The organism is Flavobacterium sp. YO12 (genome assembly GCF_004119495.1).
Classification (GTDB): domain Bacteria; phylum Bacteroidota; class Bacteroidia; order Flavobacteriales; family Flavobacteriaceae; genus Flavobacterium.
Window position 1 is genome coordinate 1 of sequence record NZ_NRQU01000045.1, and the last position, 20,254, is coordinate 20,254.

The following is a 20,254-nucleotide window of genomic DNA, read 5'->3' on the forward strand; positions in this document are numbered from 1 at the left end:
AAAACCCTGTTTCATAGAAATGGGGTTTTTTATTCAAATTTTACTTAATTTTTAAGTAAAAATGGTACCTTAGCTCAGATGGTAGAGCAATGGACTGAAAATCCATGTGTCCCTGGTTCGATCCCTGGAGGTACCACATAATGCTCGGATGGTGAAATTGGTAGACACGCTGGACTTAAAATCCAGTGAACAGCAATGTTCGTGCGGGTTCAAGTCCCGCTCTGAGTACTAAAACTTCAATTGGCTTTTGCTAATTGAAGTTTTTTTTTGGACATAAATGAAAATTTTGTTACTGCTATTGGTAAAATTTAATTTATAAAAGAATAAGTATGTATTTTGTATGTAAATTTTATATTTTTACTTTACATATTTAACTATATACTATTTTTTAATCATGCAAAATGTTTTTTTAAAGGAAGATTGTGATCAGTTTATTAATAGAATAAATCAGCTTAAACCTGATTCAAATGGGCTTTGGGGTAAAATGTCTGTTGATCAGATGCTTGCCCATTGCAATGTGTCGTACGAAATGGTATATGAAGATATTCATCCAAAACCAAACGGTTTTATGAAGTTTATTTTAAAATTATTGGTAAAGAGCAAGGTAGTTGATGATAAACCCTATCCTAAAAATAATCAAACGGCACCGCAATTTATAATTAAAGGAAATCGTGATTTTGAAACTGAAAAGAAAAGGCTAATATCCTATTTGATTAGAACTCAGACTTTAGGCACAAATGAATTCGAAGGTAAAGAATCGCACTCTTTTGGAAAATTGACTTCGAAAGAATGGAATAATATGTTTGCAAAACATTTAGAGCATCATCTTTCACAATTTGGAGTTTAATAAAATTGAAATTTTATGAGAAGCTTTATTACTATATTATTTCTATTTCTTGGGTTAGTATCTAATGCCCAAAAGCAAGATGTTCAAAAATGTATTGATGTATTTTTTGAAGGTGTTCATCAAAAAGACACGCTTAAATTGAAATCAGTTTGTGGGGATAAGGTTATTTTACAATCGATAAGTGAAAGTAAAACTAAAGGCAATAAATTGTCAAATGAAAGCGCAGAAGAGTTTTATAAATCTATTGCATCAATTCCTGCGAATTTTAAATTTCAAGAAAAAATATTGAGTTATAATATTCAAATTGATGGGTCAATTGCACATTTGTGGGCACCTTATGAATTTTATATCAATGATAAATTAAGTCATTCGGGTGTAAATACTTTTACATTATTTAAAGAAAAAGATAATTGGAAGATTATTTATTTAATTGATACGCGAAGAAAGTAGTTTTTTAGATTACTTCTTGTAAATAGTAGTGACAAACATCTGCTATAAGGCATTCTTCGCATTTTGGTTTTGGTCTGCAGGTTTCTCTGCCAAGAAAAGATATAGCCATACCAATTTCAGACCAAATATTTTTAGGAAGTATTTGCATGAGATCTTTTTCTACTTTATTTCCGTCTTTACTTTCTTTTATAATTCCAATTCTTGGAGCTACTCGTATTACATGTAAATCAGAAATAATGCCCTCGGCTGGTTGATTAGTTTCTCTTAAAATTACATTTGCCGATTTTCTTCCAATTCCTTTTAGGGTTGTTAAACCACTCATAGTTAATGGAATATTTTTGTCTTCTTGAATAGTCTTTGCAATTTCTAAAAGCCAGTTTGCTTTTGTCTGAAAGTTTCGAACTTTACTGATATAGGGAACAAATGTTTCCAAGTCTGTTTTTGAGAGACTATTTAAGGTTGGGTATTTATCAAATAAAGTTGGTGCTATTTTATTGATATTTGCATCAGAATCTTGTGCTGATAAAACAACCATAACCAATAATTGGTAAGTGTTCTTATATTCTAAAGGATGTTTCTTTCCTTTATATTTTTCTAAAATGGGCTCTAATTTAGTTTCCCAATTTGATGTTTCTCCAAATAAATCCATTTTTTTTCTTTTTTTGAATTAAATAGGTAAAACGTTAATTCTTATAAAATTAAGAGTTTTTGATGAATTCTAAAGTCTTTTTAATTACATTTTGATTTCCTAGAATTTTTCTATGCCCTAAACCATCTGTTAAGAATAATTCTCCGTTTTCAAGATTTTGATGAATATGAATTCCAGCTTTTGGGGGAACTTCAGGATCATCATTATCATGTATAACCAAAACAGGTATTTTTACTTTTTGAGCGGCTCTGTAAGCTGAAAAATTATCCATTTTTACTTGATACTTATTCTCGAAAAACTCACGTAAGCGTTCGCTTATGGCTTGTTTTAAACCTAATTTAGCAACAAAATCATCAAGAATATCCTGAACAATATCTCCACTTCCAATTACAATAGCTTTTTTCACTTTTAAGCCGTCTTTAATTGAATTTAGTACCGACATTCCTCCTAAAGAATGACCAATCGCAAATTCAAATGGACCATATTGTTTTTCTATTTCTAGTATAGAAGCAATAAATTCAGACATAATTGTCGTATTTCCTTTTGATTTCCCATGTGCGGGAGCATCAAAACTTACTACAGAGTAATCATTTTCTAAAAGCTCGTCGGCTATTTTAAATAATTGAGTGCCACGTCCTGACCATCCATGAACTAATAAAATTTTACGATCACTTTTGCCATATTCATACGTGACAACACTTTTGTTTATTTCCGGAACATAGATTAAGTTTTGGATGCTTTTTTTATCCATCTCGAATTCTCGTTTTGGAACTTTATGTTTTATAGGCGTCGTAAATAGTTTTGCTGCATATGATGTTACTAGTTTAGATGAAATTAAAGAACAAATTTTGCATGATACAATAATAAACTGTGGAATTTTTAATGATTTAGTAGGATTGTTAGCCTTTTTTGACATATCAATAAATTTTACTTGTGGGCTTAATTCTGTTTATTTTTTGCTAAATTTAAAAAACATAAAAGTAGCTATTTATATAGGACTGCTGAAGAATAATTCACAATTTGTTATAATTTTTAACATGGAAATATTTCATATTAGTGCCGAATGTTATCCAATGGCAAAAGTTGGCGGTTTAGCTGATGTTGTTGGTGCATTGCCAAAATACCAAACTAATGCAGGTCATCAGGTACGAGTAATTGTTCCGTGTTATGATACTAAGTTTAGAAAAGAGAATGACTTTGAATGTGTTCATTGGGGAACAGTTAAACTTGGAAATTTTAATTTCCCGTTTAGTATCCTGAAAGAAACTACTAATAAATTAGGGTATGAATTATATCTTGTCGAAATTAAAGAATTATTTGACCGTCCTAATATTTATGGCTATGAAGATGATATAGAACGTTTTTTAGCTTTTCAGATAGCAGTTTTAGATTGGATAATTTGTCGAAATACAATTCCAGATGTTATAAATTGTCACGATCATCACACTGGATTAATTCCATTTTTAATTCAGTTTGCTTACAAGTATGATAGTTTGAAGAATGTAAAAACAGTAATTACAATTCATAATGGTTTGTATCAAGGCTGGTTTGGATTTGATAAGCTGCATTATTTACCGGAATTTGATTTAAAGCATGTTGGATTTTTAGAATGGAATAATTCGATTAATTCATTAGCAGTTGGTGTAAAATGTGCAAATGCGGTTACTACGGTATCTCCAAGTTATTTAAATGAAATTAATCAGGCTGCTAATGGTTTGGAATCTTTGTTCAAATCAGTTCGCAGTAAATCGAGAGGAATTTTAAATGGAATTGATATTGAAGTTTGGGATCCTTTAAAAGATCAGATGATTGCAGCGAATTATTCGATTGAAACTTTTGAATCTGGAAAACAAAAAAATAAAGAAAAGCTTTGTGAGCAGTTTGATTTAGATCCTGAAAAACCGTTATTTAGTTTTATCGGCCGTTTGTTTGAGGAAAAAGGAGGAGATTTATTACCTCACGCATCTGCTTTAGCATTATCTGAAAATTTCGAAAATATCAATATTCTGATTTTAGGATCTGGAAATGCAGTTATAGAAGAACAATTAGTGCAATTAAGAAATGATTATAATGGTAATTATAATGTTTTTGTTGGTTATAACGAAGAATTAGCGCATTTGATTTACGCAGGTTCAGATTATATTTTAATGCCTTCTAGAGTTGAGCCTTGCGGTTTAAATCAAATGTATGCGATGCGTTATGGAACAATACCGATAGTTAGGAGAACTGGAGGCTTAAGAGATACGGTTATTGACTTTGGGGACGAAGGAAACGGAATTTGTCATGATCAAGCTTCAGTTGGAGATATCTGTTATTCTATAAATCGTGCTGTAAAGCTGTACAATAATAAATTAAATTTCAATAAAGTTTTAGAAAGAGGAATGGCTGCTGACCATTCCTGGGAAAGAGTTTGCCAAGAATACATCGAGATATACAACCTAATAATTGAGAAAAATGAAATTTAAAAAGAAAAATGTAGTTGCTATTATTTTAGGAGGAGGACAAGGATCACGTTTATTTCCATTAACTGAAACGAGATCAAAACCTGCAGTGCCAATTGGCGGAAAATATAGATTAGTCGATATTCCTATTTCAAATTGTATTAATTCGGATATTTTTAAAATATTTGTTCTAACACAGTTCAATTCAGCATCTTTAAATGCGCATATTAAGAATACTTTCAATTTTAGTATTTTCAGCCAGTCGTTTGTAGATATTTTGGCAGCGGAACAAACACCAGATAACCCAACGTGGTTTCAAGGAACTGCAGATGCCGTTAGACAATGTATGTCTCATTTTTTAAAACACGATTTTGATCACGCATTAATTCTTTCTGGCGATCAATTGTATCAAATGGATTTTAATGAAATGCTGGAGGCTCATATTGCAGCCGATGCGGCTATTTCCATTGCAACACTTCCTGTAAATGCTAAGGATGCACCAGAGTTTGGAATTTTAAAAACGAATCATGAAAGCTGTATAGAAGCTTTTATTGAAAAACCAGACGCATCATTACTGCCAGATTGGGAATCTGAAGTAAGTGAGCAAATGCAGGAAAAAGGCAAAAAATATCTAGCTTCAATGGGAATTTACATTTTCAATAAAGCATTGCTAGAAGAATTAATGTCGAATCCTGATACAAAGGATTTTGGAAAAGAAATTATTCCGCAAGCCGTTGGAAAGCATAAAATTCTAAGTTATCAGTACGAGGGTTATTGGACTGATATTGGAAATATCGAATCCTTTTTTGAAGCAAATATTGGTTTAACTGCTGATATTCCAGAGTTTAATTTATTCGATAATGAGAATAAAATTTTTACGAGACCTAGATTATTACCGCCTTCTAAATTTAGAAATACAACAGTTGATCAATCCTTAATTTCTGAAGGCTGCATTATTAATGCAAAAGAAATTAAGAGTTCTGTAATTGGTATTCGTTCTAGAATTGGAGTAGGGACGGTACTTGAAAATTGTTATGTTATGGGGAATGATTTCTATCAGGATCTTGACGAACTAAATCATGAGAGTACAATTAACAAAATTCATGTAGGCATTGGTGAAAATTGCTTTATAAAAAATGCTTTAGTCGATAAAAATGTTAGAATTGGAAACAATGTTCATATTAGCGGCGGAAAACATTTAGACAATTTTACTAATGAATTGTACAGCATAAAAGACGGAATTGTTGTAATTAAAAAAGGGGCAGTCCTTTCGGATAATTTCAGAATTGAATAAAATTAAAATTTCCAATTAAAAAATCTAAATTCCAATAGTTGCCTTAAAAAACAAATATGACAAAAGTAATTACATATTCTCTATTTACTGATTTTGATATTGATTTATTCAAAGCTGGAAAGCATTTCAAATTGTATGAAAAGCTGGGAGCTCACTTAATTGAAGTTAATGGAGTAAAAGGAGTTTACTTTGCCGTTTGGGCTCCAACTGCGCAGACAGTTTCGGTTGTCGGTGATTTTAATTATTGGACTCAGGGAGAACATGTTTTAAATGTACGTTGGGATTCCTCTGGTATTTGGGAAGGATTTATTCCAGAAATTACAAAAGGAGCTCTTTATAAATATAAAATCCAGTCGAATATTGACGGAATTGTAACTGAAAAAGCAGATCCATTTGCTTTGTACTGTGAGAAACCGCCGCATACGGCATCTGTCGTGTGGGATTTGGAATACAAATGGAAAGACGAAAACTGGATGCAGAATCGTAAGCAGAATAATGCGTTAGATAAACCGTATTCTGTTTACGAAGTGCATTTGGGTTCATGGAAACGTGCCGAGAATAACCGTTTTTTAACTTATTTGGAGCTTGCTGATGATTTAGTTAAATATGTAAAAGAAACTGGCTTTACCCATGTTGAGTTTATGCCAATAATGGAGTATCCTTATGATCCTTCTTGGGGATATCAATTAACGGGATATTTTGCGCCAACATCACGTTTTGGTAAACCGCAGGATTTTATGGTCTTAGTTGATAAACTGCATCAAGAAGGAATTGGAGTAATTTTAGATTGGGTTCCTTCACATTTTCCAGATGATGCACATGGTCTAGGCTTTTTTGACGGATCACATTTGTACGAACATCCAGATCGCCGAAAAGGATACCATCCTGATTGGAAAAGTTTGGTTTTTAATTATGGACGAAATGAAGTTCGAGCTTTTTTGATTAGTAATGCTGTTTTTTGGCTTCAAAATTATCATGCCGATGGTTTAAGGGTTGATGCCGTTGCTTCGATGTTATATCTTGATTATTCAAGAGAAGAGGGAGAATGGGAACCTAATATTTTTGGCGGAAGAGAGAATCTAGATACGATTAGTTTTCTAAAAGAGTTCAACGAAGTAATTTATGCTAATTTTGATGGAGTACAGACTATTGCCGAAGAAAGTACTTCTTTTCCGATGGTTTCAAGGCCCACTTTTACAGGTGGTTTAGGTTTTGGAATGAAATGGATGATGGGCTGGATGCATGACACTTTAGAATATTTTCAAAAAGAAACAGTTTACAGAAAATACCATCAAAATGATTTGACTTTTTCGATGACGTATGCTTTTACCGAAAATTTTATGCTTCCGTTTTCGCATGACGAAGTAGTTTACGGAAAAAAATCTCTTATCTATAAAATGCCCGGCGATGAATGGCAGCGATTTGCCAATTTGAGATTACTATACGGATATATGTTCACGCATCCCGGAGCAAAATTACTGTTTATGGGAGCAGAATTTGGTCAAACGAGCGAGTGGAATTTTGAGAATAGTTTAGATTGGCATCTGCTTCAATATGATTTTCATTCAGGAATAAAAAAACTAATTACAGATTTAAATCAGCTGTATAAATCATATCCTGCTTTATACGAAAAGCAGTTTACAGGCGAAGGCTTTGAGTGGATAAATTACTCAGATCATCAAAATGCGGTTTTATCTTATATCCGAAAAGGTAATAAACCTGATGAAAATGTTATTGTGGTTCTCAATTTCACACAGATTGTACGTGAGAATTATAGAATAGGAGTACCAAAAAAAGGAAAAATACAGGAAATTTTTAACAGCGATGCTGCAGTTTATGGAGGAAGCGATGTTGGAAATTCTAAAGTATTAAAAGCAGAAGCAATACCATATGACGGAAGAGAATTTTCTGTTGAATTAATTCTGCCTCCTTTAAGTATTACTGTTTTTTCTTTCATATAAAAATTAGGCAAATTAAATTTTACAACTATTTTATTAGTATTTCGTTCTTAAATTATCAAATTGATGATTTTTGGAGAAGAATTCTAATACCCATTCAGAAAAAACGTTTTCGTGAATAAACCTTTTATTCATAGGGCTTTATAAACTTTTTTTGTAAGTTTGAAAGAGCGTTAACGTTTTATAATTAATTCATTTGGAGATATGATTACAAACACGGCATTAGAATATAAAGGCGATTTATATCCATCAAAAATTGTCTCTTTTCAACACGAAGGCGATTCCATTTTTTTTAATACAGATAATAAAGTAATCCTAAAAGTTACTATTCTTAGAGATAGTTTAATTCGATTTCGCTTTACAACAAAGGGATATTTCAGCAATGACTTTTCGTATGCAATTGATAAATCCCAGCTTCATGGTTATAATTTTCTTGAATTAACTGAAGAAGAAACTTATTTTCAAATTAAAACCAGTAAAGTAAAATGTAAAATTCAAAAATCAGATCTTCGTTTATCGATTTACGATTTAAACGATTTTCTAATTCTTGAAGATGAGCTTGGTTTTCATTGGGAAGAAAGCTACGAATATGGAGGAAATATCGTAAAAATGAGTAAATCATCTAAAGATGGTGAATGTTTTTACGGACTTGGTGACAAGGCAACTCAAATGAATTTAAAAGGCAAAAGAGTTGAGAATTTTGCTACAGATCAATATGCTTACCAAAAAGAACAAGATCCGCTTTACAAAGTAGTTCCTTTTTATATAGGTTTACATAACAAACAGTCTTATGGTATTTTCTTCGACAATACATTTAGGACTTTCTTTGATTTTTGTCAGGAAAGACGAAATGTAACTAGTTTTTGGGCAGAAGGTGGTGAAATGAATTACTATTTCATTTACGGGCCGCAAATGCAGGATGTTGTTACCAATTATACAGATTTAACAGGTAAACCAGAACTTCCGCCGCTTTGGGTTTTAGGATATCATCAATGTAAATGGAGTTATTATCCTGAAAGTAAAGTAAAAGAAATCACTTCTAAATTTAGAGAACTTCAAATTCCGTGCGATGCCATTTATTTGGATATTGATTATATGGAAGGATTTCGATGTTTTACATGGAATAAAAATTACTTTCCCGATCCAAAAAGAATGGTTGCCGAATTAGCCGAAGATGGTTTCAAAACGGTAGTAATTATAGATCCGGGAATTAAAATAGATCAAGATTATTGGGTTTATAAAGAAGCTTTAGAGAAAGATTATTTCTGTAAAAGAGCCGATGGACCTTATATGAAAGGAAAAGTATGGCCGGGCGAATGTAATTTTCCAGATTATACAAATCCTGCAGTTAGAGAATGGTGGGCAGGATTATTTAAGGAATTAGTGGCAGATATTGGAGTAAAAGGAGTTTGGAATGATATGAATGAACCAGCTGTTATGGAAGTTCCAAATAAAACATTTCCAATGGATGTTCGCCATGTTTACGACGGAAACCCTTGCAGTCATAGAAAAGCACATAATATTTACGGAACTCAAATGGCAAGAGCGACTTATCATGGTGTAAAGCGTTTTGCTTATCCTAAACGTCCTTTTGTAATAACAAGATCAGCTTATTCAGGAGCACAGCGTTATACATCGTCTTGGACAGGAGATAACGTAGCAACTTGGGAACATTTATGGATTGCTAATATTCAGGTGCAAAGAATGTCAATTTCAGGAATGGGATTTACAGGTTCTGATATTGGTGGTTTTGCGGAACAGCCAACTGGCGAATTGTATGCACGCTGGATTCAGTTAGGCGTATTTCATCCGTTTTGCAGAACACATTCCTCAGGAGATCACGGTAATCAAGAACCTTGGGCTTTTGATGAAGAAGTGATTAATATTACTAGAAAATTTGTAAGCTTACGTTACCAATTACTACCGTATTTATATACCATGTTTTGGCAGTATATCGAAGAAGGAATTCCAATGTTGAAACCATTAGTTTATTTCGATCAAGATGATACACAAACACATTATCGCAACGACGAATTCATCTTTGGAAATCAAATATTAGTCTGTCCGATTCTTGAACCAAACGCAGTAGGAAGACGTATGTATATTCCAAGAGGTGAGTGGTATAATTACTGGACAAATGAATTTTCAGTTGGAGGACGTGAAGTGTGGATTGATACTAAATTTGATGAAATTCCAGTTTTTATAAAAGCAGGCGCCGTAATTCCAAAATATCCAGTGCAGCAATATGTTGGAGAATTAGAATTTGACGAATTAACACTTGATGTATATTATAAAAATGGCAAAGAAAAATCAGTAGTTTACGAAGACGCGCAAGATGGTTATGATTATAAAAAAGGACGTTACAGCTTTTTGTCTTTTAGAACAATAGGAAAAGAAAAAGAACTAATTATTCAACTTCACAAAGAAGGTAAATATGATACACCTTACAGCAAATACAAAATCAACTTGATTGGATTACCATTTAAAGTGAGTGAGATTGAAATTGACAACGAAAAAATACAATTTGATAAAGCTGCTTTTGAAGTAAATCAGTTTTTAATTGTTGAAAAAGGTTTTAGCGAACTTCATATAATTGGAGAATAAGTTAATTCTGATAAATTAGTCAATAATTATATAAAAGCTACATTAATAATTATTGTATTTTTGTATGTTGAAAAATATCAGAATCATGAAAAAGCAATTATTACTAGGGTTATCTGCGGCTCTTTTTATTGGATGTGCAACCAATCCAGTGACAGGAAAAAAGAATTTAAATTTTGTTTCAAATAGCGAATTATTTCCCTCTTCATTTCAGCAATACAGCCAGTTTATTTCTGAAAATAAAGTAATAACAGGAACGGCTGATGCAAAATTAGTAGAGAAAGTTGGTATAAAAATAAAAGCAGCTGCTGAAAAATATTTAACCTTTTTAGGACAATCTCAATATTTAAAAGATTATAGATGGGAGTATAAATTGGTCGATAATAAAGAGGTAAATGCTTGGTGTATGCCGGGAGGAAAAATCGTAGTTTATTCAGGAATTTTGCCAGTTACGCAAAATGAATCTGGTTTGGCAACTGTTATGGGACACGAAGTTTCACACGCTTTGGCTAATCATGGAGCACAAAGAATGAGTGCAGCACAATTGCAGCAAATTGGTGGAGCAGCTTTAGATGCAGCGACAAGCGGTAAATCGCAATCGACAAGAGATATTTTTGCACAAGCATATGGAGTAGGCTCACAAGTAGGAGTAATGCTTCCGTTTAGTAGAAGCAATGAAAGTGAAGCAGATAAAATTGGACTTACTTTAATGGCAATTGCAGGGTATAATCCAGATGATGCTATTGCATTTTGGAGTAGAATGTCGGCAAAATCAGGAGCATCTGGAACACCAGAATTTATGAGTACACACCCTTCTGATGCTACGAGAATTGCGAACTTAAAAGCATTAATTCCAGAAGCAAAAGCTACAGCACTGAAAGTTGGAGTTATAAAATAAAAACAAAATAATACAAAGATAATTTGAAAGCTGTCCAGATTTTTGGATGGCTTTTTTGTTTCTGTAGATGACACTGCACAATACCCTTGTTTATAATTTATTAATACATGATTTATTGAATTTCTATTTGATTATCATAAAAAAGAGATAAATTCGTAGCCTGTTAACAAAACCATTTCTATGAAAGAATTAAAAAAAGGCGATAAAAAACTATTAAACGCCTGGGCATTTTATGATTGGGCAAATTCTGTTTATACACTTACAATAGCATCTGCAGTATTTCCTATTTTTTATGAAGCATTATTTTCAAAAAGAGATCATTATATTGATGTTTTTGGACTTCATTTAAAGAATTCAGCACTAATTAGTTTTATTACCGCGGCAGCATTCTTAGTTGTTTCTTTTATTTCACCACTATTATCAGGTATAGCAGATTATGTAGGAAATAAAAAATCCTTTATGAAGTTTTTCTGTTATTTAGGAGCATTATCCTGCATGGGATTATATTGGTTTGAATTAACAGATATTTATATCGGATTGGCATTTTACTTCTTTGGATTATTAGGATATTGGGGAAGTTTAGTCTTTTACAATTCCTATTTACCAGATATTGCTTTTGAAGAACAACAAGATAGAATCAGCGCAAAAGGATATTCTTTAGGTTACATAGGAAGCGTTATTTTATTGGTTATCAATTTAGCGATGATTATGAAGCCAGAATGGTTTAATATTTCTGGTCCAGAACCAGCAATGAAAGCGATGCGTTACTCTTTTATCATGGTAGGAGTTTGGTGGATATTATTTAGTCAGTATACGTATTATTATTTACCAAAAGGAAGAAAAGAAAAGGGCGAAAAACTAACAAAATCTGTTGTCTTTAATGGCTTCAAAGAATTGAAAAAGGTTTGGGGTTTACTGAATGAAAATGTTCCTTTACGACGTTATTTAGGTGGCTTTTTTGTTTCAAGTATGGCCGTACAAACTGTAATGCTGGTTGCAACTTATTTTGGAGCACAGGAAATTCAATGGTCGTCAAAAGAAGAAAGTACTATTGGTTTAATAATTTGTATTTTGATAATTCAGCTGGTAGCTGTTGTGGGTGCAGTTTTAACTTCGAGAGCTTCAGAAAAATTTGGAAATATTCCAACGCTGATTTTTATTAATGCCATTTGGGCTGCTTTTTGCGCTTTGGCTTATTTCATAATATTACCAATGCATTTTTATGTTATGGCAACAGTTGCCGGATTTGTTATGGGCGGAATTCAGGCTTTGTCACGTTCTACCTATTCAAAGCTCTTGCCAGAAACAGAAGATACAGCTTCGTTTTTTAGTTTTTATGATGTTGCTGAAAAAATAGGAATTGTAATAGGAATGTGTGTTTACGGAATTATCGATCAAATAACAGGAAGTCCTCGTGCAGCAATTGTTATTTTAGCCGTTTTCTTTGTTACTTCTATTTTCTTATTAAGAAGAGTGCATAAAAAAGACGTTTTAAATTAATAAAACGCCTTATAAAAATTTAAATGTCACGAATTAGAATTTGTTATTGATTGATGATGAATAAAAATTCGTGACATTCTTTGTATTAGACTTTTGAAATATTTCCTGATCCAGAAACTTTTACATCACGTTTTTCAGGATTTCCAGTATATTTAATATCACCAGAACCAGAAACTCGAGCAGTCAAAGTTTCGCTGCAATTTACTTTACTGTCTCCAGATCCCGAAACATTAACCACTACATTTTTAGATTTTAGAGCGCTGGCATCTATATCTCCAGAACCCGAAAGTTTTGTAGTAAAGTTATCAGCATTGCCTTTTAAATTTACATTTCCTGATCCGCTTAAGTTTAGTTCAAAAGAACTTGAGTCAACCGCTAAACTAAAATTTCCTGATCCCGAAAGTTTCGCTAAAAACGAATCGTTTTTGATAATATCTTTTGATTTAATATTTCCAGAACCAGAAAGACTTAACTCTGATATTTTTTCAAACGGAATTGTTACTTCAACCTTTTTGCCTATACTTGAACGGATGTTAGTATTTTTCTTTGTATAAATTTTCAAAGTATTTTCTTCAACTTCAACTACGATTGCAGATAAGATATTTTCTTCACCCTTAACGATAATTTTTCCTTCTTTTCCAGCAACTAAATCAACATCAAAAGAACCTGCAATTTTTATTGCATCGTAGCCTGCTGTTGATCTTGTTTCAGTAACAACTTTACCGTTTCCGTTTATTTTTTCTGATTGCGCATTAGCCATAAAACCAATTAAGAATGCACCACAAACTACTAATAGAGATAATTTTTTCATTTCTTTAAATTTTTATGATTATTGTTTTTTGTTTAATGTTACGTTTCCGTAATTAGAATTAATAGTAACCTTATTTTGACCTTTCTTTTTATTAAAGCCGCTGATTCTTTTACTGGCATTTTTAGTTTCATTAACCAAAACATCTAGAGAATTATCGCTTTTAATGCCTCCGTATCTTGTATTAATATCAAAATCAAAAGAATAATTCATATCATAACCCATATAAACATCAGAATAACCAGAGTTTATATTGACATTATTAGCCTTACTTGTTACGTTAGAAATATTGATTTTACTATAGTTTGTATCTAAATTTACACTATTCGAAATCTCAGCAATAGAGATGGTCAGATAATTTCCCGAGCCTGTAAAGGAGTTTATTTTCTGAAATTTGAACGTCCCGTAATTACAGTCGTATTTTATATTTTGTCCTTCAAGAATTACTAAATCAGTATAATTAGTATCTAAATTTAGATTGCCAGATTCGTTAATTTTTAATCCAGAATATTTTGCTGTAATATTTCCGCTTTTGATATAGTTAATAGCTGAAGTTTGGCAATATTCTATTTTTATGTTATTGCTTGAATTGTTTAACTTCCCTAAAGAAATTTTACCATATTTACAGGCAATATCTGTAGGGCCATAAATATTTTCAGTTGCTATATCTCCGTACTTATTAAGCAGTTTTACAGAACCGTTTTTTGGAATCTTGATAACATAATTGATTTCAAAAAAGTTATTACTTCCTTTACTTTTTAACGAAGAAGTTCCAATAGAAGTTACAGCAGTAACCATTGATTTTAGAGCTGTAATATTAACATCAATATTATTTAGTTTTTCGTTAACCCAATTTTCATTTGGCCCAGTAACTTTTATAATGATATCAAGATCTATTTTATCCTCATCCCAAGTCGAGACAGTGATATTACCATATTTGTTATCAATATCGATACCTGCATTTGAGTTTACGATATATGTTTTTTTAATATTTTTTGTTTTGTGATATAAGCACCATCATTTGAAAAACCTAAAAAAGGAATCAAAAGAAGTAAGATGAGTAAATTATAATGTTTTTTCATGAGAAGTATTTTTTAAGTTTTCGTTTTCTTCAATTCGCTGTAAAACAGTCTGTAAGAATGATATTCTAGTCTGCAGATTGCTTATCATAGCATAAATAATTTGTTTGTTTTCTCCATTTTTCTGAACCTCTTTGATGATTTTTTCATAGTCAGCATCAAAGACTTTCATTTGTTTTAAAGCATCATTTATAATTTGCTCATTTTCTGGAGAGTTTTTTTCTTTTAATTTAACCAGCTCATTTTTAATCAAAATACTAAAGATAGAATCCGTACGCTGCGTTTCAGTTGATGCAAATTTTAGTTCTTTCGGTTTCTCATTATTGTTGTACAATATTGATACTCCCAAAAACAGAACTATCGAAGCTGCAATTGCCCACACAGCATAATTTTTTCTCTTGGGTTGTTTTTTATTTAATTTATTTAAAAAGTCAACTTGATGATCTGAGCTCATTTCGCGAACATCCCATTGGTTTTCAAACTTATTAAACAATTGATCTAATTCGTCATTTTCCTTTTTCATAATATCCAAAATTTATTTTGTAGAGGTGATAGATGATGTCGCTTTTTATTTACCGGCGTTTGTGCGCACAAACTTTTTTTAATTGGCGAACTCATAAATCCTCTAATTTTTTTCGTAAACTTTCTTTAGCCCTGCTCAGCGTAGTTCTGCAATTCGCATAACTAATATTTAAGATTTCACAGATTTCTTCCTGATCGTAACCCTCAATATAAAATAAGGTTAAAACCATTCGGTAGTTGTCTTTTAAACCTGAAATTGTGTCCAGAACTTGCTGTACTTTAAGTGAATTGAGATCGATATTTTCAGATAAAATAGAATTATCTTCCTCAATCTTGTAAAGTGTTTTGTTCAGGTCTTCCATTTGGAAAGCATTATTTTTTTTATAAAAATCAATGCTATAATTAATTACAATTTTTTTGAGCCAAGCTCCAAACGCTACTTCCTGTTTGTAATCGTTAATCTTTGTAAACGCTTTCAAAAAACCTTCCTGCATGACGTCTTGTGCAAAATGTTCGTCCTTTACAATTCTATAAGCGATATTGTACATAGCTTTAGAATAGCGATTGTAAATTTCGAATTGAGCCTTTTGATTATTGTTTTTACAAAGTGCAATTAATTCTTCGATATTTTGATTAGTTATACTCAAGTAATGGTTGCTAGTTTTTTATAAGGACGGTGCTTTTTTTTGTTTGTTACAGTTTTATAAAAATAATTTTATTTTTTTTAGAAATAAATGCAAATACTAGTTAAAATATAAAAATCAAAACTGACTATTTTGGATTTGGCATAATGATTGTCTAATTTTATGGCCTATCTTGTAACTGCAGTACTTAATAGAAATTATAGTCTTTTATACTCCATTTACAATTTGGATTAAACTTTTAATGACAAAACGACTTATATATTATTATGTCAAATCATAAAATACTTACTATTGACAATCTGTCACTTCAAGAATTTGATTCAGAAGCAGAATTAATTCCATTATTAACTCCAGAGGACGAGGAGGAAATGAACAATGAAGAACTTCCTGTTTCGCTTCCAATTTTACCATTGCGTAATACTGTTTTATTTCCGGGAGTTGTAATTCCAATTTCTGCAGGAAGAGATAAATCAATTAAACTGATAAATGATGCCAATGCCGGCGGAAAAATTATTGGAGTAGTTTCTCAAATTAACGAAGAAGACGAAGATCCATCAAAAGATGATATTCATAAAATAGGAACTGTAGCACGAATTTTACGTGTTTTAAAGATGCCTGACGGAAATGTGACGGTTATTTTACAAGGAAAAAAACGTTTTGAAATTGACGAAGTTGTTTCTGAAGAACCTTATATAACTGCTACAATCAAAGAAGTATCAGAAGAACGTCCAGATGAAAATGATACTGAGTTTACTGCTATCTTAGATTCTGTAAAAGAATTGGCAATTCAAATTATAAAAGAAAGTCCAAACATTCCATCAGAAGCTACATTTGCAATAAAAAACATTGAAAGTCAGTCGTTTTTGATCAATTTTGTTTCTTCTAATATGAATTTATCCGTAAAAGAAAAACAAGGTTTGTTATCTATAAACGGATTAAAAGACAGAGCTCTTGAAACTTTGCGTTATATGAATGTTGAGTTACAAAAGCTGGAATTAAAAAATGACATTCAGTCAAAAGTTCGTTTTGATTTAGATCAGCAGCAGCGCGAATATTTCTTGCACCAACAAATGAAAACCATTCAAGAAGAATTGGGAGGTGTTTCGCAGGAAGAAGAAATGGACGAAATGGGGCAGAAAGCGAAAACCAAAAAATGGGACGAAAAAACGCAGAAACATTTCGAGAAAGAATTATCTAAAATGCGCCGCATGAATCCGCAATCTCCTGATTTTGGAATTCAACGCAATTACTTAGAGTTGTTTTTAGAATTGCCTTGGGGCGAATATTCTAAAGATAAATTTGATTTAAAACACGCTCAGAAAATATTAGACAAAGATCACTTTGGTCTTGATGAAGTTAAAAAAAGAATGATTGAACATTTGGCAGTTTTAAAATTGCGAAATGACATGAAATCGCCAATTATATGTTTAACAGGGCCTCCAGGAGTTGGAAAAACTTCTATTGGGCGTTCAGTTGCAGAGGCTTTAGGTCGTGAGTATGTTCGTATTTCGTTAGGTGGTTTACGTGACGAAGCGGAGATTCGCGGACATAGAAAAACATATATCGGTGCAATGCCGGGACGAATTATTCAGAGTTTGAAAAAAGCAGGAACATCAAATCCAGTTTTTATTTTAGACGAAATCGATAAGTTGTCAAACGGTAACAGCGGCGATCCATCATCTGCATTATTAGAAGTTTTAGATCCAGAACAAAACAGTGCTTTTTATGATAATTTCCTAGAAATGGGATATGATTTATCTAAAGTTATGTTTATAGCTACTTCAAACAATATGGCGGCGATTCAGCCTGCGTTGCGTGATAGAATGGAAGTTATAAAAATGTCTGGTTATACAATTGAAGAAAAAGTAGAAATTGCTAAAAGACATCTTTTTCCAAAGCAATTAGAAGCACACGGATTAACGTCTAAAGATTTGACAATTGGAAAAAAACAATTAGAAAAAATTGTTGAAGGTTATACAAGAGAATCAGGTGTTCGTAATCTTGAAACTAAAATTGCTCAAGTAATTCGTAATGTAGCAAAAGCTGTTGCGATGGAAGAAGAGTATAACAAAAAAGTTACAGATGAAGATATCGTGAAAGTTTTAGGTGTACCAAGATTAGAGCGTGATAAATACGAGAATAATGATGTTGCAGGAGTTGTAACAGGTTTAGCTTGGACAAGTGTTGGAGGAGATATTTTATTTATAGAATCCTTAATTTCTGAAGGAAAAGGAGCTTTAACCATTACTGGAAACCTTGGTAATGTAATGAAAGAATCGGCTACAATTGCTCTAGAATACATCAAAGCAAATGCTAAAAAGTTAGGTTTAGGAATTGAGCTATTTCAAAAATACAATATCCATTTGCACGTGCCAGAAGGAGCAACTCCAAAAGATGGTCCAAGTGCAGGTATTGCCATGTTGACTTCATTAGTTTCGTTATTGACACAAAAGAAAGTGAAGAAAAATCTTGCTATGACTGGAGAAATTACGCTTCGCGGTAAAGTATTACCAGTTGGCGGAATTAAAGAAAAAATCTTAGCTGCAAAAAGAGCCGGTATTAAAGAAATCATTTTATGTCACGAAAATAAAAGTGATATTGATGAAATTAAAGCAGAATACTTAGAAGGACTTACTTTTCATTATGTAAAAGAAATGAGCGAAGTATTGGCTTTAGCACTTACAGATCAAAATGTAAAAAATGCTAAAGTATTGAAATAAAAACTTCTATTTGAAGTACAGATTATTTAAAATCCAAATTCCAATTTTTAATTAAGATTGGGATTTGGATTTTTTTTTATTGTAATTTATTTTTTTAGGTTTATAATTTTACCTTCGCAACTGCGTTATTCCCATATAGGAACGCCAAGAAAAGAATGTTAAAACATTATGTTTTATTTTTTATAATATTCGTTTGTTCGGTTTCATTCGGACAAGTTGGCGGGCGTTACACCTATCAATTTTTAAATTTGACAGCATCGCCAAGACAGGCAGCTTTAGGAGGTAAAACGATCACTATTTATGATGAAGATGTTAATCAGGCAATGTCTAATCCTGCAGTTTTAAATGACGAAATGGATAATCACCTGGCTTTAAATTATGGAAATTACTACGGACAAGCTTCTTACGGAAGTGCTTCGTATGCCTATACCTATGATCGACACGTGCAAACATTTTATGCCGGAGTTAATTATATAAACTACGGATCATTTGAAGGTTACGATGAAAATGGGCAGTCAACATCAGATTTTAAAGGAAGTGAAGGTGCATTATCGCTGGGATATGCTTACAATGTTCCGTATATAGATCTTCATATTGGAGCTAATGTTAAGTTAATAACTTCAAATTTAGAGAGTTATAATTCTGTTGGAGGTGCTATTGATTTGGGATTTTTGTATATATTTGAAAAAAATAACGTAAATTTGGCTTTAGTAATCCGTAATATTGGTACACAATTTACAACCTACTCAGGAATACAGGAAAATTTGCCCTTTGAAATTACTGCAGGAGCATCGCAAGAATTAGAACATATTCCTATTCGCTGGCATCTTACATTAGAGAATTTGCAACAATGGAATATTTCATTTTCGAATCCCGTTCGAAGTGAAACTAATATCGATGGATCTACAAGCAGCGAGAAAGTTTCGTTTGTTAACAACGCTTTAAGGCATGTTGTTTTTGGTGTGGAGTTATTTCCTAAAAAAGCAATAAATCTGCGTTTAGGATATAATTTTAGAAGAGGGGAAGAATTACGAGTAGAAGAAAAACGTAATTTTTCAGGAGTTTCATTAGGATTTGGTCTGAAAATGAATAAATTAAAGTTTAATTATTCATATTCGAGATACACATTGGCGGCGAATACAAGTCTTTTTGGTCTAATTTTAAATTTTCAATAATTTGTATGAAAATATTTAGTTTATTTTTGTTTATGACTGTGGGGTTATTTACGGGCGCAAACCATTACTTCAAAGAAGAATCTATTACCAGTTTAGAAATTGAAAGAATCAACAGCAGAATAGGCGACATAAGAAACATGATTACTATCGATAAAAAATACAATACAAAAATTGCTTTTTTGATTGATATGAAAGTGCCTTCTGGAAAAAATCGCTTCTTTGTGTACGATTTAGAAAACAACAAGGTTTTAGATCAAGGGCTTGTTGCGCATGGTTCTGGTTCAGAAACTGGAATAAAAGGGTTGCTTAGATTTAGCAATACACCAAACTCCAATTGTACTGCGTTAGGCAGATATGTTATTGAAAAATGCTATAAAGGAATTTTTGGAAAAGCATATCGATTAAACGGTTTAGAAGAATCTAACAATAATGCTTTAAAAAGAGCAATTGTTTTACATTACTATTCTGCAGTTCCTTATGACGAACAAGATTATTATATAAGTAATAGTCATGGTTGTCCAATGGTGAACGAGCAGTTCTTTAAACGAATTGAAAAAATAATTGATAGTTCTAAGTCGAATATTATCTTAGATATTTATTATTAAAATAATAGTTAGAAGTACTTTAAAAAGTATAGTCCTTTTATAATTGTGAACCATTGTGTTTTC

Annotated in this window: 17 protein-coding genes and 2 tRNA genes; 13 read left to right on the forward strand and 6 right to left on the reverse strand. The window is 32.0% G+C overall.

Features of this window, described 5'->3' with window-relative positions:
- Positions 1 to 63: 63 nt before the first annotated feature.
- From BOW55_RS14505 to BOW55_RS14520, 4 genes are all read left to right on the forward strand, one after another.
- A tRNA-Phe gene (locus BOW55_RS14505) sits at positions 64 to 136 on the forward strand.
- A 6-nt stretch (positions 137 to 142) separates the two neighbouring features.
- Positions 143 to 228: transfer RNA gene (locus BOW55_RS14510), tRNA-Leu, on the forward strand.
- Between the two features lie 166 nt (positions 229 to 394).
- Positions 395 to 847: a DUF1569 domain-containing protein gene (locus BOW55_RS14515; RefSeq protein WP_129024695.1), complete on the forward strand. Its 453-nt coding sequence runs from the start codon at positions 395 to 397 to the stop codon at positions 845 to 847.
- Between the two features lie 15 nt (positions 848 to 862).
- The gene (locus BOW55_RS14520) at positions 863 to 1,297 is read left to right on the forward strand and encodes a nuclear transport factor 2 family protein (protein ID WP_129024696.1); all 435 of its coding nucleotides are present in this window, start codon (positions 863 to 865) and stop codon (positions 1,295 to 1,297) included.
- A 4-nt stretch (positions 1,298 to 1,301) separates the two neighbouring features.
- On the opposite strand, the gene nth is transcribed toward BOW55_RS14520, so the two are convergent.
- Positions 1,302 to 1,946: an endonuclease III gene (gene nth, locus BOW55_RS14525; RefSeq protein WP_129024697.1), complete on the reverse strand. Its 645-nt coding sequence runs from the start codon at positions 1,944 to 1,946 to the stop codon at positions 1,302 to 1,304.
- Between the two features lie 49 nt (positions 1,947 to 1,995).
- Entirely contained in the window at positions 1,996 to 2,862 is an 867-nt protein-coding gene (locus tag BOW55_RS14530; RefSeq protein WP_129024698.1) for an alpha/beta fold hydrolase, read from the reverse strand.
- Between the two features lie 121 nt (positions 2,863 to 2,983).
- Here BOW55_RS14530 and BOW55_RS14535 point away from each other — a divergent pair, with 121 nt between their 5' ends.
- From BOW55_RS14535 to BOW55_RS14560, 6 genes are all read left to right on the forward strand, one after another.
- Positions 2,984 to 4,411: a glycogen synthase gene (locus BOW55_RS14535; protein ID WP_129024699.1), complete on the forward strand. Its 1,428-nt coding sequence runs from the start codon at positions 2,984 to 2,986 to the stop codon at positions 4,409 to 4,411.
- Positions 4,401 to 5,681, forward strand: coding sequence for a glucose-1-phosphate adenylyltransferase (locus BOW55_RS14540; RefSeq protein ID WP_129024700.1), 1,281 nt, complete (start codon positions 4,401 to 4,403; stop codon positions 5,679 to 5,681). Before BOW55_RS14535 ends, BOW55_RS14540 begins: the two co-directional genes overlap by 11 nt.
- Before the next feature lie 56 nt (positions 5,682 to 5,737).
- Positions 5,738 to 7,642 (forward strand): 1,4-alpha-glucan branching protein GlgB, encoded by a 1,905-nt coding sequence (glgB, locus tag BOW55_RS14545; RefSeq protein WP_129024701.1) that lies wholly within the window; start codon positions 5,738 to 5,740, stop codon positions 7,640 to 7,642.
- A 201-nt stretch (positions 7,643 to 7,843) separates the two neighbouring features.
- On the forward strand, positions 7,844 to 10,243 hold the full coding sequence (locus BOW55_RS14550) for a glycoside hydrolase family 31 protein (RefSeq protein WP_129024702.1): 2,400 nt from the start codon (positions 7,844 to 7,846) through the stop codon (positions 10,241 to 10,243).
- Positions 10,244 to 10,328: 85 nt separating this feature from the next.
- The gene (locus tag BOW55_RS14555) at positions 10,329 to 11,138 is read left to right on the forward strand and encodes a M48 family metallopeptidase (protein ID WP_129024703.1); all 810 of its coding nucleotides are present in this window, start codon (positions 10,329 to 10,331) and stop codon (positions 11,136 to 11,138) included.
- 180 nt (positions 11,139 to 11,318) lie between these two features.
- Positions 11,319 to 12,638 (forward strand): MFS transporter, encoded by a 1,320-nt coding sequence (locus tag BOW55_RS14560; protein WP_089055589.1) that lies wholly within the window; start codon positions 11,319 to 11,321, stop codon positions 12,636 to 12,638.
- An 85-nt stretch (positions 12,639 to 12,723) separates the two neighbouring features.
- On the opposite strand, the gene BOW55_RS14565 is transcribed toward BOW55_RS14560, so the two are convergent.
- The 4 genes from BOW55_RS14565 to BOW55_RS14580 form a co-directional block, all read right to left on the reverse strand.
- Positions 12,724 to 13,449: a head GIN domain-containing protein gene (locus BOW55_RS14565; RefSeq protein WP_129024704.1), complete on the reverse strand. Its 726-nt coding sequence runs from the start codon at positions 13,447 to 13,449 to the stop codon at positions 12,724 to 12,726.
- A gap of 18 nt (positions 13,450 to 13,467) precedes the next feature.
- Positions 13,468 to 14,244 (reverse strand): hypothetical protein, encoded by a 777-nt coding sequence (locus BOW55_RS14570; RefSeq protein WP_241686581.1) that lies wholly within the window; start codon positions 14,242 to 14,244, stop codon positions 13,468 to 13,470.
- A gap of 267 nt (positions 14,245 to 14,511) precedes the next feature.
- The gene (locus BOW55_RS14575; RefSeq protein WP_129024705.1) at positions 14,512 to 15,048 is read right to left on the reverse strand and encodes an anti-sigma factor; all 537 of its coding nucleotides are present in this window, start codon (positions 15,046 to 15,048) and stop codon (positions 14,512 to 14,514) included.
- Between the two features lie 91 nt (positions 15,049 to 15,139).
- Complete coding sequence (locus tag BOW55_RS14580; protein WP_089055585.1) at positions 15,140 to 15,694, reverse strand: RNA polymerase sigma factor; 555 nt, start codon at positions 15,692 to 15,694, stop codon at positions 15,140 to 15,142.
- Between the two features lie 263 nt (positions 15,695 to 15,957).
- On the opposite strand from BOW55_RS14580, the gene lon reads away from it, so the two are divergent.
- The 3 genes from lon (at position 15,958) to BOW55_RS14595 (ending at position 20,191) form a co-directional block, all read left to right on the forward strand.
- Positions 15,958 to 18,411: an endopeptidase La gene (gene lon / locus BOW55_RS14585; protein WP_129024706.1), complete on the forward strand. Its 2,454-nt coding sequence runs from the start codon at positions 15,958 to 15,960 to the stop codon at positions 18,409 to 18,411.
- A gap of 155 nt (positions 18,412 to 18,566) precedes the next feature.
- Positions 18,567 to 19,586: a type IX secretion system protein PorQ gene (gene porQ / locus BOW55_RS14590; protein WP_129024707.1), complete on the forward strand. Its 1,020-nt coding sequence runs from the start codon at positions 18,567 to 18,569 to the stop codon at positions 19,584 to 19,586.
- Between the two features lie 5 nt (positions 19,587 to 19,591).
- Positions 19,592 to 20,191: a murein L,D-transpeptidase catalytic domain-containing protein gene (locus tag BOW55_RS14595; protein ID WP_129024708.1), complete on the forward strand. Its 600-nt coding sequence runs from the start codon at positions 19,592 to 19,594 to the stop codon at positions 20,189 to 20,191.
- Positions 20,192 to 20,254 lie beyond the last annotated feature (63 nt).